Origin of the sequence: Synechococcus sp. LTW-R (genome assembly GCF_014217875.1) — a bacterium.
In the GTDB taxonomy this organism is placed as follows: Bacteria; Cyanobacteriota; Cyanobacteriia; order PCC-6307; family Cyanobiaceae; genus Vulcanococcus.
Window position 1 is genome coordinate 726489 of the sequence record NZ_CP059060.1, and the last position, 15255, is coordinate 741743.

22 protein-coding genes and 1 other RNA gene are annotated in these 15255 nt (G+C 55.8%); 9 read left to right on the plus strand and 14 right to left on the minus strand.

The genetic code is table 11. From position 1 onward, the window contains the following. Positions 1-102 precede the first annotated feature (102 nt). Positions 103-786, plus strand: a complete 684-nt coding sequence (gene psb29, locus H0O22_RS04130) for a photosystem II biogenesis protein Psp29 (RefSeq protein WP_185187738.1) — start codon at positions 103-105, stop codon at positions 784-786. Here psb29 and H0O22_RS04135 read toward each other — a convergent pair. The 4 genes from H0O22_RS04135 to petN all read right to left on the minus strand — a co-directional run bounded on the left by H0O22_RS04135 (position 783) and on the right by petN (position 3528). Further along, positions 783-2015, minus strand: coding sequence for a hypothetical protein (locus H0O22_RS04135; protein WP_185187739.1), 1233 nt, complete (start codon positions 2013-2015; stop codon positions 783-785). The genes psb29 and H0O22_RS04135 overlap by 4 nt on opposite strands. Continuing rightward, positions 2015-3121: a CofH family radical SAM protein gene (locus tag H0O22_RS04140; protein ID WP_370521505.1), complete on the minus strand. Its 1107-nt coding sequence runs from the start codon at positions 3119-3121 to the stop codon at positions 2015-2017. Before H0O22_RS04140 ends, H0O22_RS04135 begins: the two co-directional genes overlap by 1 nt. Before the next feature lie 122 nt (positions 3122-3243). After that, complete coding sequence (locus H0O22_RS04145; RefSeq protein WP_185188472.1) at positions 3244-3402, minus strand: hypothetical protein; 159 nt, start codon at positions 3400-3402, stop codon at positions 3244-3246. A 24-nt stretch (positions 3403-3426) separates the two neighbouring features. Continuing rightward, on the minus strand, positions 3427-3528 hold the full coding sequence (petN, locus tag H0O22_RS04150; RefSeq protein ID WP_185187741.1) for a cytochrome b6-f complex subunit PetN: 102 nt from the start codon (positions 3526-3528) through the stop codon (positions 3427-3429). A 78-nt stretch (positions 3529-3606) separates the two neighbouring features. Here petN and clpS point away from each other — a divergent pair, with 78 nt between their 5' ends. After that, complete coding sequence (gene clpS, locus H0O22_RS04155) at positions 3607-3918, plus strand: ATP-dependent Clp protease adapter ClpS (RefSeq protein ID WP_185187742.1); 312 nt, start codon at positions 3607-3609, stop codon at positions 3916-3918. Positions 3919-3927: 9 nt separating this feature from the next. On the opposite strand, the gene H0O22_RS04160 is transcribed toward clpS, so the two are convergent. Continuing rightward, positions 3928-4152 carry a hypothetical protein gene (locus H0O22_RS04160; RefSeq protein WP_185187743.1) on the minus strand — a complete coding sequence of 75 codons (225 nt, stop codon included), beginning with the start codon at positions 4150-4152 and terminating at the stop codon, positions 3928-3930. A 78-nt stretch (positions 4153-4230) separates the two neighbouring features. Between H0O22_RS04160 and H0O22_RS04165 the strand changes: the two genes are divergently transcribed. After that, on the plus strand, positions 4231-4509 hold the full coding sequence (locus H0O22_RS04165) for a DUF2103 domain-containing protein (RefSeq protein ID WP_185188294.1): 279 nt from the start codon (positions 4231-4233) through the stop codon (positions 4507-4509). Between the two features lies 1 nt (position 4510). Here H0O22_RS04165 and H0O22_RS04170 read toward each other — a convergent pair whose 3' ends face one another. From H0O22_RS04170 to H0O22_RS04180, 3 genes are all read right to left on the minus strand, one after another. Beyond that, positions 4511-4759, minus strand: coding sequence for a DUF1651 domain-containing protein (locus H0O22_RS04170; RefSeq protein ID WP_185187744.1), 249 nt, complete (start codon positions 4757-4759; stop codon positions 4511-4513). Positions 4760-4885: 126 nt separating this feature from the next. Then, complete coding sequence (locus H0O22_RS04175; RefSeq protein ID WP_185187745.1) at positions 4886-5056, minus strand: hypothetical protein; 171 nt, start codon at positions 5054-5056, stop codon at positions 4886-4888. 21 nt (positions 5057-5077) lie between these two features. Continuing rightward, a complete protein-coding gene (locus H0O22_RS04180; RefSeq protein ID WP_185187746.1) occupies positions 5078-5293 on the minus strand; it encodes a hypothetical protein in 216 nt (71 codons plus the stop codon). A 355-nt stretch (positions 5294-5648) separates the two neighbouring features. On the opposite strand from H0O22_RS04180, the gene H0O22_RS04185 reads away from it, so the two are divergent. Beyond that, positions 5649-5816: a hypothetical protein gene (locus H0O22_RS04185; protein WP_185187747.1), complete on the plus strand. Its 168-nt coding sequence runs from the start codon at positions 5649-5651 to the stop codon at positions 5814-5816. On the opposite strand, the gene H0O22_RS04190 is transcribed toward H0O22_RS04185, so the two are convergent. Both H0O22_RS04190 and H0O22_RS04195 read right to left on the minus strand, forming a co-directional pair. Further along, positions 5789-6457, minus strand: coding sequence for a helix-hairpin-helix domain-containing protein (locus H0O22_RS04190; RefSeq protein ID WP_185187748.1), 669 nt, complete (start codon positions 6455-6457; stop codon positions 5789-5791). The two genes, H0O22_RS04185 and H0O22_RS04190, sit on opposite strands and share 28 nt — an antisense overlap. A 341-nt stretch (positions 6458-6798) precedes the next feature. After that, positions 6799-7215 (minus strand): glycine zipper 2TM domain-containing protein, encoded by a 417-nt coding sequence (locus H0O22_RS04195; RefSeq protein ID WP_185187749.1) that lies wholly within the window; start codon positions 7213-7215, stop codon positions 6799-6801. Positions 7216-7632: 417 nt separating this feature from the next. On the opposite strand from H0O22_RS04195, the gene H0O22_RS04200 reads away from it, so the two are divergent. From H0O22_RS04200 to H0O22_RS04215, 4 genes are all read left to right on the plus strand, one after another. Further along, a complete protein-coding gene (locus H0O22_RS04200) occupies positions 7633-7773 on the plus strand; it encodes a hypothetical protein (RefSeq protein ID WP_185187750.1) in 141 nt (46 codons plus the stop codon). Between the two features lie 998 nt (positions 7774-8771). Beyond that, complete coding sequence (locus tag H0O22_RS13410; protein WP_185187751.1) at positions 8772-8945, plus strand: tetratricopeptide repeat protein; 174 nt, start codon at positions 8772-8774, stop codon at positions 8943-8945. A 43-nt stretch (positions 8946-8988) separates the two neighbouring features. Beyond that, the gene (locus tag H0O22_RS13415; protein WP_370521506.1) at positions 8989-9456 is read left to right on the plus strand and encodes a tetratricopeptide repeat protein; all 468 of its coding nucleotides are present in this window, start codon (positions 8989-8991) and stop codon (positions 9454-9456) included. A 20-nt stretch (positions 9457-9476) separates the two neighbouring features. Beyond that, a complete protein-coding gene (locus H0O22_RS04215) occupies positions 9477-10538 on the plus strand; it encodes a bifunctional 2-polyprenyl-6-hydroxyphenol methylase/3-demethylubiquinol 3-O-methyltransferase UbiG (RefSeq protein ID WP_185187752.1) in 1062 nt (353 codons plus the stop codon). Positions 10539-11031: 493 nt separating this feature from the next. Here H0O22_RS04215 and H0O22_RS04220 read toward each other — a convergent pair whose 3' ends face one another. Together H0O22_RS04220 and H0O22_RS04225 are read right to left on the minus strand one after the other, a co-directional pair. Continuing rightward, positions 11032-11226 carry a hypothetical protein gene (locus tag H0O22_RS04220; protein WP_185187753.1) on the minus strand — a complete coding sequence of 65 codons (195 nt, stop codon included), beginning with the start codon at positions 11224-11226 and terminating at the stop codon, positions 11032-11034. 1293 nt (positions 11227-12519) lie between these two features. Further along, positions 12520-12936: a glyoxalase gene (locus tag H0O22_RS04225; protein WP_255439459.1), complete on the minus strand. Its 417-nt coding sequence runs from the start codon at positions 12934-12936 to the stop codon at positions 12520-12522. A 248-nt stretch (positions 12937-13184) separates the two neighbouring features. Here H0O22_RS04225 and H0O22_RS04230 point away from each other — a divergent pair, with 248 nt between their 5' ends. Further along, positions 13185-13400 carry a hypothetical protein gene (locus H0O22_RS04230; protein WP_185187754.1) on the plus strand — a complete coding sequence of 72 codons (216 nt, stop codon included), beginning with the start codon at positions 13185-13187 and terminating at the stop codon, positions 13398-13400. Between the two features lie 433 nt (positions 13401-13833). On the opposite strand, the gene ssrS is transcribed toward H0O22_RS04230, so the two are convergent. Beyond that, positions 13834-14016: non-coding RNA, 6S RNA (gene ssrS / locus H0O22_RS04235), on the minus strand. A 15-nt stretch (positions 14017-14031) separates the two neighbouring features. Beyond that, a complete protein-coding gene (locus H0O22_RS04240) occupies positions 14032-15246 on the minus strand; it encodes a 5-(carboxyamino)imidazole ribonucleotide synthase (protein WP_185187755.1) in 1215 nt (404 codons plus the stop codon). Positions 15247-15255: the final 9 nt, after the last annotated feature.

Consider the following 15255-nt stretch of genomic DNA (forward strand, 5'->3'; position numbering starts at 1 on the left):
GGTCACTTGGAGCTTCTGCAGGTGGGCGGATCCTACTGAGCTTCAGCCAAATTCAGCGTTCTCAGCGAGCTAGGGTCGCGGGATCTTGATGGATGTTTCAGCGTGAGTGCGAGCCTCACCGTTGCCGATAGCAAGCGGGCGTTTCACCAGGCCTTTCCCCATGTCATCGCGCCGCTCTACCGCCGCCTGGTGGATGAGTTGCTGGTGGAGCTGCACTTGCTGAGCCACCAGAAGGGCTTCCAGGCCGATCAACTATTCGCCGTTGGTCTGACCCAGGTCTTCGACAGTTTCTCCAGCGGCTACAAGCCGGAGAACCAGCGCGAACAGCTCTTCCTGGCCCTGTGCAGCGCTAATGGTTTTGACGGTGCCGCCTTCCGCCAGATGGCAGCCGACGCGGCCACCCAAGTGGGTCACCACAGCCTCGATGAGGTCAAAGGCTGGTTGAGCAACCGCGGCGAGGGTGCCCCCGCACCGATCGCCAGCCTGCTCCACGGCGTCCAGCGCGACGACTTCCACTACTCACGCTTGGTGGCCGTCGGACTGCTCAGCCTGCTGCAACGCGCCCAGGGCGCTGATGCCATCGATCCCCTGGCCCTGCGCAGTGCGGCCCACGAGATCGGTGAGTCCATGGGCCTGATCAAGTCCCGCGTCGACAAGGACCTCAGCCTCTACGCCGGAAACATCGAAAAGATGACCCAGGCCGTGGAACTGATGGAAGAAACCGTGGCCGCCGAGCGTCGGCGCCGCGAACGGGCTGCCGCCGAGCACGAAGCCAACAAGAGCTAGAGCATCAGCTCACCGCTCAGGGCGGTCTGGCCTCCCCGGCTCGGCACCCCTCGTAGCACCAGCTCCCGGGCACGGCAAACAACGACAGGCATCAGCGGCGGAAGCAAGCCCTGGGCCTTGAGCTTTTTGGGCTGGAGCCTCAGACTCCACGGTGACTCTTGCTCGAGGCGAGCGGGTTTGAGTGGTCCTGGCGCGGGCCCCAGGAAGAGCAGAAGTTGATCCTTGGATAACCAACGCCAGCCGCCCTGGGCAATGCCATCGCGGCTCCAGAGCGATTGCTGCCCTGTCCCTCTGGAGTCGGCCAAGCCTTGATCAAGGAGGGGTTGCTCGAGGGCTTTGAGGCGTGGTGCCCAAAAGGCCTGGCCATCCCGCAGACGCAGCTGCAACTGCAAGCCCGCCAAGAATGCCCCCTGGTTCAGGACGGACAGGCGCAGCACAAACGGGCTCTGGGAGAGTCGCTTGAGGGCATCAGGCTTGATGCCATAGCGATCGGCCAGGGCCTGCTTCAAGGCAGCGCTACTGAGCAGCCCGCGAAGCACGAGCTCCAGCCGGGGGCCCTGGAGTTCCAGCAACGTCGGGGCGACGAGGGGCTCAGGATCAGGGGCTGCGGCGGAGCGCGGAGCGGCGGCATGACTGCCGCGGGCCACATCGGCTTCTCCGCTCCAGAGCAGCCGTGATCCCTCACTGCTGAGGGACAGACAACCCTGCTGCAAGCTGCTCGCCAATGGAGCTAAGGGGCCGAGCAACGAAGAGAGGCCGGCGGCGCTCCAATAGACCGCGTCACCCCGTTGGAGCTGCAGCGCGCAACGCCGCTCCAAGCCACGCAGGGAGGGGCGCTCGAGCTGCAATTGCTGCTCGAGCTGCTGACGCACCAGAGGATTGGGGGCCACCAGAGTGAACTGGTCCAGGCGGAACGCATTGGCAGGAAGGGGAGCCGAGGCCGGCGTCTCCAAGACCAGCACCGCACCCGCTGAGGCGTGGGAGCTCCAGAGTTGCCACCAGAGCTGCTGACGCGAAGACCAGAGCGGGGCCGCTTGGGAGCCAAGACGGTCCCTCCAAATGGACGGGGGCGGATCCGCTGGGCGCGAGCGATGGGTCTGGAGCAGGGCCGACTCCAGCAGAAGTCGGTCCACGCCGCGAGCCGATCCGCGAGGGAAGAGCCAGAGGGCGAGGACCGGCAAGGCCACCAGAAGGGCGACCAGTCCAGCGCTGCTGCGCAGGCCGCGCATCAGGCCACAGCTCCGTAGAGGGTGGTGCGTTCACGCACGGGCCGGCCCAGGGTCAGGGCTGCTGAGCGCAGGGCCTGCACCGATTGCGATGTGCCTCCCTGGGCGCCGGCCATACTCGTGATGCTCTCCTCCATCAGGGTGCCGCCCAAGTCATTGCAGCCCCAACGCAGGGCCTCGCTGGCGCCGGCCAGGGTGAGCTTGACCCAACTTGGCTGGTGATTGGTGAACCACTCCCCAAGGAGCAATCGAGCCTGGGCCGTCAAGCGCAACATCGCCTCTCGATCCGGTTGGTCGCGTCCCACGCGATGACGCAGGGCCGCGGGTGCTTGCGCACCAATAAAAGGAAGCAGGACAAACTCGGAAAAGCCAGCCTGAGCGGAGCGCTGAGCCTCTTGCTGGAGGGCCACCAGGGTGAGGAGATGCAGGGCCCGATCCCGGTTTGACTCGATGTGACCCGCCATCAGCGTGGCGGTGCTTGGGAGGCCCGTGCGATGGGCCTGAAGGATCACCGCGCACCACTGCCGGGCCGTGATCTTCTCGGGGCAGAGCTGACGGCGGACGTCCTCACTGAGCACTTCAGCCGCCGTGCCCGGGATCGAGGCCAGACCCGCCTGCTGCAGACGCTCGAGCACCCGCTGCAGCGGGATTCCATCCTGCTCAGCGATGAAGAGCAACTCCTGGGGTGAAAAGGCATGGAGGTGCAGGCCCGGGGCCGCCTCCGTGAGGGCCTCGAGGAGTTCCGCGTAGTAGGCGAGGGCCGAGCCCTGGCTTTTCGCCTCGGGATTCAGTCCCCCTTGAATGCACAGCTCGCTCGCCCCGAGGGAGGCCGCTTCTGCAGCTTTGCTCTGCAGCAGCTCAAAGCCGTGCCAATAGGCGCCCGCCGCTCCTGCATCACGGCGGAACGCACAAAAACTGCAGTGCTGAAGGCAGTGGTTCGTGAAATTCAGATTGCGGTTCACCACGTAGCTGACCGTCTCGCCAGCAAGAGACCGGCGCAGCGCATCGGCCTGCGCCTGGAGACTGGATGCGTCCGTGCAGTCCAGGAGGGACTCGGCCGCGCGGATGGAGTCGGGACTGCCTGGGTTCAAGCGAACGGCAGCCTGCAGATGCTGCTGCCGCTCAGGAGTCCAGGCCGGTGAAACGCGCGAGCCGGAAGAGTCCGGAGCTGACAGCAACAACTCCGCGGATCGGTTCCAGGCCCAAGGTTCAAAAACCCCCGGCTCGCGCGTCACTTACGGGCGCGAGCAGAGGGTTGAACCGGTTGTTGGCGTCGACGACGGTCGCGCCACTCAATGGTGGAGAGATACAAGACTCCACCGCTGACAAAAACCAATAGTGCGGCGGTGGTCACCGCCAGCATACTGTTGAGGTTGATCGACTCAATCACGGTTGAGCAAACCGAGGCTCAAGCTCAGAAGTTGAGGGTGCCGTCGCCGTTACGACCCCACACCACCATGGCGATCGAGAAGGTGAAAGTGGCAGCAAGAGCGGCCCAGCCCACGGTGATCAGCATCGTTGTGCGGTAAGCGTTTCGGTGAGTTTAACCAGGGCCATGGCCCAAACTGAGCACAGACCTGCTGGCTGTTTCGAGATGCAACCCATCCGCTCCATCAGCTCCTCTCCCGGCGGACAGGCCGTCATGGAGCGACAACAGGTCCGAGCGCCCTATCCAACGGGTCGCGTGATCGTGCTGAACGACGACCACAACACCTTTCAGCATGTCGTGGAGGTCCTGGTCAAATACATCCCCGACATGGTCTCCGATCGCGCCTGGGAGTTGGCCCATCAGATCGATTCCCAGGGTTCAGCCGTCGTCTGGAGCGGGCCGCTGGAGCAGGCCGAGCTCTACCACCAGCTCCTGGCCGCCGAGGGCTTGACGATGGCGCCCGTCGAGCGGGGCTGAGCCAGGGGCTCAGGCGAAGCGCCGCTGCAGCAGCTCAAACATCGGCAGGGTGCGCAGGCGCTCCTGCTCGGCGTCGAGGACAAAGCTCAAGATGCGACCGGAGCAGACCGCCACACCCTTCACGCTCTGGTCCGCACTGCGCTCCACACTCACCAACTGGGCGGCGCCACCGAGCTCGCTACTGAGCCGTTGACGCAACTGCTCGCGCAACTCGGGAGCCTGCTGGCCTGCCATGCGGCAAAACGAGGGGACAGCATCTTTAGCAGCGGCGGCAGCATCCGGCTACGGGCTCGCGTTTCTAGGATGCCCGCCATGGGTCGGCTGGTCATCACCCACAGCACCTATCTCGAGGGTCTGATTCCCTGCCTGAAGAAGTTGTCGCGGGTGCCCGAGATCGACACGATCACGCCGGCGGTGATTTCCCGGGTCAAGGGACGGGCCCCGGAGCTGCGCCTGAAGGTCTCGATTCCGATTCGCGGCGGATGGAAGCTCGTCGCGCGCAGGGGCAGCAGCGCCCAGGAGGTGTTTGTCGTGACCGGCCTGAGCGCACTCGAACTGGAAGAGCAGATTCAGAGCGTCCTCACGCGCTGACTCAGACCTCAAGCTCAAGACCCCACTGGGGCCTGACTTCGGTCCAGCCGCGGATTAGAAGAGTCCGCCAAAGCTCAATTGCCTGGTCTCGGTGGAGGTGATCACGGGACTGGAGCAAAGGGGGCTGCCCTGGAAGAGGTCGCCCTGAATCGACGAAGACCATCGGGTCTTGCGCCCAACTTTTTTCGTCGCAGTGGAAGCGCTTGGTCGCGTGCGTGGCGGGATCTTGGAGCCAACCGTGGCCTGACATGACGGCGATGGAGAGGACGCAGCCGGCCAGACCCAGTCGGAAGCCCGAAACGTGGCGTATGGGGAAGCAACAGGAGCCATCAGTCCGGCACAAGTACACCTGTACTAACAGCGGATTGTGGGCTTGTCAATCGGCCCGATCCCTCAGTGCGGCCATGACTTGTCTGCGCACGCGATTCATCTGCGTGCGTTCGGTCTCGTAGCGGGTCGTACGCGTGAAGCCGTAAAAGAGCACGACCCAGGTGGCACTGAGCCCAAGCGCGATCAGCGCCACGGACACGCCACTGACATCCACCACCCGAGATCCCCGATGCAGGGGTTAACGGTAGGAGCGGCTGCAAAGACCCAGGCGCCAGTCACTGATGCAGCGTCTCGCCTCCATCCGCTTGCGCTGTTGGCGTTCCAACTCCCTTCGCTGCCAATCCGTGAGCTGCTCCTGTGAATCAGCAGACGTGGACTGGCTGAATTGGGCGAAGACCGGGGACAGGAATAAACCAAGGTCAAAGATCAGGGCCAAAACCAGTCGCTGTGTCATCCATCGACCTCGATTGCGCCCCCTTCAATCTGCAAACAGCCCAGACCCTTGTCAGCTGATCTGGATCTGGCAGCCTTCGAAGAACCCTGGGATTCAACGATGACCCCAGATCACAGGCACCACAACAAACCATCCCGGACTCCGCTCAAGCTCAAAGAGCTGAAGAAACCAACGAACCGAAAGCGCAGTGCCAAGGGGGCCCACTGCACGAGACCGGCCGCCCAACCGCGAACCGATCGACCGATCGCCAGTTGAATTGCAGAGGCCGTAGCAATCACAACGTCAGCTCGATCTGAGCTGCGGGACAACACCGGCGACGCGTCATTTCTGCGTGAAGTCCTGGGGCTTGCTGGCCATGATCAGCCTGCGGGTCGCCATGAACGATGAGATGTTCATCGAGCAAAGGCGCATGCCGATTCGCCAACCCTCGAGGGAACTGCGCGCCGCCATCATTCGGCCCTGGAAGCGAGGGAGTCGGCCGGTGATCCCTGGTCGTCAGGCCACGGCCTGGGAACGAAGCTGAGCGATCAACTTGGGGCCGATGCCGCGAATTCCACGCAGTTCGGCATCGGAAGCCGCTTGAACCATGGCCGGTGTCCGAAGGCCCGCATTCCAAAGAAGGTGAGCTTTTTGCAGACCAATCCCCCGCAGCTTGGTCAGCTCAGCAATAAAGACGTCATCTGGAAAGTGCTCACCCATCAGGCTGGAGGCGACCGCGCGAAAGCCGTCCTGATCCACCAGGGCATAGATCTGCATGAGTTTCTGATCCACGTGCAGGACCTTGCTCTCGAAGATCTCGCGGAAGCGAATCAAAAGCCTGAGCTTGGGCTCACGTTGGATGCCTGACTCGGCGGTCCAGGACTCCATCTGAGTGGAGCTGAGTTCAGCCACCGCGACAAAGCCATCGGATCGATAGGGAATCCAATCGCCGCATCCCTTGCCACTGCGCTGCATCGGTTGGAACTCGGGCGGATGCTGTCTTCTGACCTCACCGTCTCGCTTCAGGCAGGTCAGGGGCGTCTGAAAACTGAGCCGGGCGTGATAACGCCAATAGGCAATGGTCTGCAACGACGTGACGGTTGTCTCGTCACTGGGCAACGGCGGCGCGTCGCGCTCCAGCCGGGGCGACGACGACAGAAGAGAGCGGATCCGCTGCCAAACCATGGCAGGAACCTAGGCAGACTTTCGCTCCCGCGCTGTAGCGCAGGACATCAAGAGAACGCAGAGGGGCTCCCTGAGCCAAGAAAAAACCCCTGGTGTTCGACGCCCAGAGGTTCAGCGGTCCCCGTCCCAGAGACGCCCCATTGGTCTATGCGGTCCTCCCCATCCGCAAAAGGTGGAGAACCGCCTCAATCCGTTCGGTTCAGCGAACGCTGCCCCGAGGAATGGAAGGCGTGGTGCTGATGACTATTGTTCGGAAGTGAGGGGGAGACCCGTTCTTGCGTGGTTGCTTGAACGGGTGGGTGGGGTCACGCTCACTGCCTCTCTCACACCTCATTTAGCCGTCAGCCGCCATCCACTTGGCAGCCGACCAGGGCACCAGCCGCAGCTCCGACGGGAACGCCGATCCAGCGGCCATTGCCACGGGAGAGGGCCGCTCCAGCACCGGCACCCAGGAGGCCACCGATGACGGAGCCCTCAATGCAGCTGTTGTCGTCCACCTTTTTGGATGACGTCGGGTCTTGAATGGTGCCCTCGACTGCGGTCGGGGCGTCGCAGGGGATCTCGACCTTCTCGCTCCACTTCTTGAGGTAGCCCGGGGAGTCCTTAGTTCCAGGGACGTACTCCTCCCGGTATTCGTCCTTGAAACACTGGCTGGTCTTGGAATAACCAGGCTGCGAGACCTGCTGAGCCATGGCAGGGAACACCTGGGCTGAGCTCATCGCCAGCGAGAGCCCAACGACAGCGGAGAAGCGGTTCATGAGGCCTTAGGGCTGCACCAATCCAATGATCCCGCGTAAGCACGGGATGAACAGGGCGTGGGCCCGTTGGAGTTGCGACAGAGCGTGACCGGATCCGAGGTCACGCTCGATGCAAAGAGGGTGAACCGCTGTGCCGTTCTGCCCCAGATTCCGACCTGGAAAGACGAAAAACAACACAGAAGCCAGCAATAGCAAATACAACTTACTCTGACTGGGTCTTATGAGTCGATAATACAGTCAGATTGTCAGTTAACAAACGGAGGAATCAGGTGAATTGAAGTCGGCAGAACTAGCGAAACAATTCATTCAGCCGCCTCAAACCAGTAACTGGTCATCCATTCAGAGCGGCGACGAAGCAATGGAATCCCTTAACACAATAGTGATCACCATCAGCGACATGCCCGAGCCTTTTGATCAATGGAAGAACGCATCACAGTCATAAGCATGAATAAAAAGAGCCAAGATGCACACCAGCTTCCACGCATCCTCTATTGGGAGCACGGGCAAATCTCAGGCTCAATCGAAGAAGGAATCGGCATTCCACTGATGCGCCAATAGGGAAACAAAACAAGGTCGATGGCACCCGGATTAATCAAAAACATTGAGAAGCAGACCAGAAAAAAAAGAAAACGAAACAACCGTTGCAATCAACACTAATCCTTGAGACCAAGAATGAATCCATCCACGGTGAATAGTTCGTGTCGAATGCAACCAGCCTCACCAATCTCAACACATCGAATTCAACTTGAACCCGACGCCAAGCAATCAATAACCAACATAAAGCATAAAACGACATATAGCCAATAAATAGCATTACCCGCACGAATGAGCATCTAGCAGCCGAAGGAAGTACAACGGGAACTAATCATTGAAGAAAAGGATTTCAGCGATGCTAGGTAAAGTTCACGGTGCCAGGCCACAGGACTAATAACGCTGGTAAGCCTAGCGCCAATAGTGACCATCAAATGGTGCAGTGACGCTCACGATCTGCTTAGCGCAGGCCGCCATCCCTCAGAGCCCGTAAGAAGGACCACTTTTCGCAAAGTGTCGAGCTGGTGATCTCCGATGGAAGGCGGCACAAGCTGGAACGCAAGAGACAGCTCTGAAGCAGTGAAATATCAGGGATCAGAGATCGGATCATATGCGTATTAAAGTAGGTTCATCTTCAAGCATCTGGTGAGCGGGTTCGGACAGCAAAGAAACGAGAAGAATAAATCGGCCAACAAAAGCCTGATCAAGAAAAAGAGCCTACTTGAATCCGGCATAAGAAACCATACAAAAGGAGACCTGCGAAAGCTGAGGAGCTATACAGACAGGCCAGACTCATAGGGTGTAAAGATGACTCTCTTTTCATAAACCTGGGAATAATTTACACAAGCAGCCGGCGCTTCACCGAGGCAGCATCTCTACAACAAGATTAGATTAATGCAAACCCAAACAATCCCAATGCACACATAAGCCTAGGCAATAGATGCTTAATACAAGGCAACCTTGACCAGAGCTTAACCTCCACCCTTGAGTCACTGCGATTAAAAGCGGAAAACCCAGATGCTCATATGAACCTAGGCAATATCTGCCAACAGCTCGACGAAACCAAGAAAGCTCTTGAGCATACTCTTAAATCGCTCGAGTTAAAACCTAAGAACCCAAATGCTCTTTTAAATCTGGGTATCATCTTCCAGCACCTCGAGGAGCCCGGGAAAGCACTAGATTCAACTCGAAATCGCTAGCATTAAACCTGACAACCCCAACGCCCTGCTTCATCTGGGGATCATATACAAGCAACTCGGCAACCCGGATCAAGCACTGGATTCAACGCTTAGATCACTCGAACTTAAACCTGATAATCCTGACGCATATCTGAACCTCGGAATTATTTACCAAGATCTTAATGATAATGACAAAGCTCTTGCCGTAACACTTCATTCCTTGGATCTAAGACAGAACTGGAAGAGTGGGATAACTAATTTAAAATCGATAATAGAGAAGCTGAACATTCAGCCATCAAACATAAAGAATGCAGTGAAAGCATATGAATTGCCATTAAATCGCACAGATGTCTCGCATCAAGGTCTATCGGATGTATTCTTGAAGGCATATCTACACATAATACGAGAAGCACTCATTCCAACCGAGATAGTCGCTGAAGGCAATGAACCTCTTTACAGGTCATCGATTGGAGATTCCGAAAATCTCTCACACTATCAATCCCTACGGACTCAGATGTCGAAAGATTCCTGACTCACTTAAGAAAAGAAATATTGAAATCAACATTTCGACAAGGATTTATCCCGCCAAGACTTAAATCCCTAACAGAGGCTCTAGCTGTTCAATGTTGTTTAAATGAATACGTATATTCGACGTCGGAAGAAGAGGACCACTTAATAGCGCTGCTGACAAGCAAGATTACTGAGAGTCCTGAGGAGATAAATGAGTATCTTGCAGTGGTGGGCTGCTACAAACCATTACAGTTAGTCAATCTAGACTCGGCTAAAATTAGCCACGACGTCCTTTCCGGGGCTGAAAGCAAAGATTTCGTTGCGACGCACCTTACAGAACCATTCAAAGAAAAAGAAATAAAAAGACTAATGCAACCAAGTGAAGTGATTAATGACATAGTCTCAAAGAGCGTACAAGAAATGTACGAAGAGAATCCATATCCAAGATATCATTACTCAGACTATACTACTTCTACACTTTCAAAGTTAGCATCAGAGGTGATAAGACGAGAATCGACAAAGATGAGACTTTCCTTTAACCATGAACTACTTTCTCTGCAGGAAAGCCCAAAGATACTGATAGCCGAATGCGGTACGGGTGATCAAGTTATCAAGACAAGTCGTTATAAGAATGCCAAGGTGACAGCTATTGACCTAAGTGGTAGGAGCATCGCCTACTCAATAAGGAAAACCGAAGAGTACAATATGACAAATGTATCGTTCAAAAGATTAGACATACTAAATGCAGAGATCCTTAATGAGACTTTTGATTTAAAACAGTGTAGTGGCGTCCTGCTCCATATGGAAAAGCCCGCAAATGGACTGTCTGCACTAGTGCAACAGCTGCAGCCAGGTGGATACATAAAACTAGGATTGTATAGTACTGCCGCACGTAAGACTATTTCAAGGGCACAGGAAACAATCAAGAGATTAGAGATAGAAAGTACTGCGAAGGGTATACGAGAGTTGAGAAGTAAAGTCATGCGAGGCGAGATTAATGAGTTGATAGATTTACCTAGGTGCGTAAGAGACTTTTCTCGCTGTCCGAATGCCGTGACTTGTGCTTCCATGTCCAAGAGCATTGTTTTACAACAATGGAACTAGATTCTCTTCTGGACAGCCAAAACCTAGTGTTTTGTGGTTTCATGCTCTCAGACAATATTGAAAGTCTCTACCGTGAGCGATATCCCGACGATGAGGGACTAATCTGCTTGAGAAATTGGGCTGATTTTGAAAAAGAATACCCTTCAACATTCATAGGCATGTACCAGTTCTGGGCAAAGAAGCCTTACTAATCTCTGCCTGGTTGAACCTCTACGGCTATCCTCAAGCTATAAGAACACAGAGTTGATAGCAGGACTTAGTTCTCACCCTGGACGGTGCTTTGTGGGGTAAGCTTCCTAGACGGTTATGGCATAGTTGTACCGTCGTCTACAAGACCGTTTGCAAAAGAGTACTGCATAGCTTAGCGCCGATAGACGACCGCATTGACACATCGGATCATATCTAGTCCAAGCGAATCAAAGGTCTTCAGGTAGATATCGGCCGCGGTCCTGCAATAGCGGTCAATGTTGAGACGGCGAATCAAGAACTCCTTTCAGACCACCCTTTCGCAGAAATAGTTGTGATCAACCTTGGCCGGCACGACCTCAGCCTTGCTGCCACTCAGCTCCGGAGTATCGATACAAGCCAGCCGAATGCTCTCCCCTTCAGTCGTGCTGCATGTGTCACCGTTGTAGCATGACGCAAACACCACGCTGAGTAGTGCGTTGGCCTGACCGGAGCTGCCCACTTAACAGGATGATGAACCTTGCCATAGGGATCAGCTACTTAATGTTCGACTAATCATTGCGAGCGCAGCTCAAGGCCTTGAGTTACACAACTAGGTCTCCAGCCACATAGGCCAAAACTTCCCGATCCTAATCACCAAAGCTACCTCATAGAGTCAAAAAAACTAGATTGATCTTTATCTGTCTCAGAGGCTTCGGACAGTCCACTAGAAAACACAGAACACGTTGCGACATGCGTACCCTAAAAACCAGACAAGCCAGGTAGAATTGTGGTAATGGGTCTCAAAGCGAATGGTATCTTTAATTTCTTTTACCCTTAGCCTTGTACTCGCTTATATCTTAGCTCGAAATATCAGTCGCCTAGTTCGACGATGGACCGTAAAGCCAGAATCCCAAACGATCGACCTAACGACAGATCAAAAAACTCAGCCACGGTTAAGTGCTGAAGAGATAAAGCAACGCAATCTTGCGCATGCCGCCAAAATGCTCTCTCTCAAACAAAGAGAAAAGGAATATGAACGAGACCCCAAAAAGTTACGTAGAGGCCCACGCGGTTCCGATACAAGGTTGAGAGTTTCTGCCTGGGAGTCATGGCGAAGGTATTTTTTTTAGTGTCGCCACGTTCTAAACATACTATCTCCTCAAGAACTTTAACTCCATACTTAAGACTAAACTAAGCTTGATCCAATTGGCTTGGACAAACAGATGCATAACTTGGTTTAAAGAAATCAATACTGAGCCATGCGTACATGGCACAAAGAAAGTGATTCAGTAACAACCTTGTACTGCTCCATGGCTGTTGCCATCACAAAGATGAAGCCTTCTACTCTTGCCAGAGTCAAAGATAGAGGTCAATACGTTTCCTGTTGAAGTCAAAAGAGAATTGTACAGAGAGAGTTACTCCGAAGATTTTGAGTCATAACTAGAAGTTATTAGACTCTGAATGGCTGGGCCCATCATGAGTGTAATTTTAGCAGAAAACATCAGAAGGGAAATAATTGCAAAGCTCTTAACAAGCAAGTCCCTAGCAGAAAGTTTTTTCACGCAAGCAAACTCAAATCTATAGGATTCTACAACCAGCTTCGCGTCAGTCATGTCAGAGCTTGGATTAAATAGCGGCAGCCCACTTAGTACAATCCAAGGAAGGACCTGAAGCGTATCTGTATTTAATCACTTTTCTTAATTCCCGCAAAACAGGATTGCTGTTTCTTGCCAGTTAACACAAGGGAATCTAGCTGGCCGTAGCTGAACACTTAAATGGTGCGATACCACTCCCTGCCCTTCAAACTACCTCTTCAGATGGAACGATTCATGCGTTGCTGAAACTCTTGGTGCCAAACCAGCAAGGACTTTGAACCGGGTATTTGATTTACCATCAGTGCTGTTTGTTGACGGATCAGCTCCTCTGATTGATTCAAATCGTGACTTGTCGTGGCATGGGGTGGCACATACCAATCCGTTCTAACAAACAACTCAATTGTGCTGTCTTTGGGGTCTGGGATGTACAGGGACCAACTTCCACCATGCTTCATCGAGCGCATGCCAGATATGTCAAGTTCACTTAAGACACGAAACGTATCGATTAGACCATAGAGTGTCTGTATTTCAAATGAGATCTGGTTAAGCGTCGATGCGCTCCCCTGCGCACGACCAGGGGCCAGTACGATTTGATCATGTTCCAGCAGAGAGCGGGATAGAGATACCAAGAACATCGCAATAAAAGTGCTCCATCTCTTTCATACTTTTCACATACAGCCCAAGATAAGAAAATGTCGGCTGGAAAGGCAACAAGGCAGAATTGACTTCGAAACTATGAGCAACTTTGAAAACAGCTTGGCACGATCATCTCGTTGTCACCGACCACCGAGGCACGCATCGGCGGCATCAGGTAAGGGGATCCTTAAGGCTTGCCAGCGCCGTCGCCTTGGCAGCTACCCACAAAGTGGGCTTGCTGAGTTGGATGGAGAAAGGCCTGCCTCCAGTCTTTGAAACAGAGACTGTTTTCACAGTTGAGATTACTGGCGAAGACTGGTTTCGAGTTTGCGATCCGGAGCGAGTCTGCGTGGAGGTAAATGGGCTGGGCCGCGCCTATCAAGCGATCAAAGAGCGTGAATTGGAGCTGTTGCTGCTTCGGACCGCACAGTGTGATGACAAGTTTTCAGGCTTGGGCCAATGACGGCAACTGGTAGGGCGATCCGATTCATCGTTCTGATCGTATTCATCGGCTGTTTGTCGCAGTGACTCGAAATGAACCGCGGGTTAGGCGCACCGTTCCATCTGCAAGTGGGGGACTCCCGGCGTCCGGGATAAGTAGCCCGAGACCCGGCATGAGATGCCTTGGTTTTTAGAGGGCTTAAAGAAAGGCCCCCTTGGGGGGCACTCGCTCTCTGTTCTCTGTCGAAAATTTCCGAACCCCTATCTCGTCCGCCCAAGGACTCCAGACTCCCCCATGGCCCCTTCTGCGTTGAACGTCTCTGCTGGAAGAACTAAGGACCCACATGAGAGCCTCTGCAGCCCCTTGAGACGGCGCTCAGCTGTCAGTCAATGTGTCAGTGAGCTTGTCAGTCAATCGGATTCAATAAAACCCGAGATCAAATGTGCTGCAAAGAGGGTGAACCGCTGTGCCGTTCTGCCCCAGATTCCGACCTGGATAAACCAGAAGGGGAGTCAAAGCGCAGATTCGTTTCCGGCTACGAGGCCGGTCTACGGCACTGTCGCGACAGACGCCCCAAGTCGAAAAGGGAGTCAGATCAGAAAACTGTAAAAGGCAGTGACCAACACAGCAGTCCGCCCAAATCCTAGGCCCACTAGGCCGCCGCCGTCCCGCCTGGCAGAGGCCAAATCGAGCGCACCTCTTGCAGCCGCTCCATGGCCTCGTGCCGGCGCTCCTGAGCGTCGGTCGAGCGAAGCAGGACGGTCAAATGACCCAATTTCCGGCCATGGGAAGAACCCCGTTTGCCGTACCAATGGAGATGGGCATCAGCCAGGGCCGCCAAGGCCTGACGCTTATCGCCGTAGTCCGCTTCAGGATCATCCGCGGAGCGCTGCTCAAAGCCCAACAGATTCACCATCAGGGCACCGGGAACCACCAAGGAGGGCTCAACCGCAGCCTGACCACTCACGCAAAGGAGTTGGAGGTCGAACTGACTGCAGCTGCTGGCCTCAATCGAGTAGTGACCGGAATTGTGTGTCCGCGGGGCAAGCTCGTTGATCATCAGACCGCGGCGCCCATAGAAGAACTCCAGGGACAAGACGCCGACGTAGTCCAGGGATGTCAGAAGAGAAGCCGCGATGTTGCGGGCGGCCTGCTGCAGAGCGTGGCTGGCTTCTACCGGGGCCAACACCCAATCACAAACTTGCTCGTGTTGGTGTGTTTGAACCAACGGCAGGCAGACCACCTCGCCAAAGCGATCGCGAGCCGCCACCAGAGCCAGCTCCTGCTCGAACTCGACGAACTCCTCCACGATCCAATTGGCCGGATCAACCTGTGCGATCAATGCCACGAGATCCTCTGGGCCACGCAACACGGCGGTGCCCTTGCCGTCGTAACCGCCCGTGGCCGCCTTGGCCATCAGCGGGAACTGAAACCCATCGGGGAGGGCAGGTTGGCCCGCGCTCGGCGGCGTGGTCTTGGACGGGGTCGGGCAGGCCGCCGTCAGGGGGAACCAACGGGGCGACGGCAGATTCAACCGCTGCAGCAACTCCCGCTGGTTGCGCTTGCAGACCAGAGGTTGCAGGGCCTTCAGGCTGGGGACGAACTGGACCCCTTGGGCCGCCAAGGGCGCCAAGCCCTCCAGATCAATCCACTCGTTCTCAAAGCTGATGGCAGAGCAACGTGTCGCCAGCTCAGCCGTGCCCGCCACGTCGCGGACGGAGGCCTCCACCACTCCAGCGGCCAAGCCAACGGCCGGATCCTCAGGGGAGGGGGTCTGGACCTGCAGCGCGATCTGCCGGCGTTGGGCAGCTTCGGCAAGCATCCAGGCCAACTGGCCGCCGCCGACGATGCCGATCGCAGGGCCCATGCGTCTTGA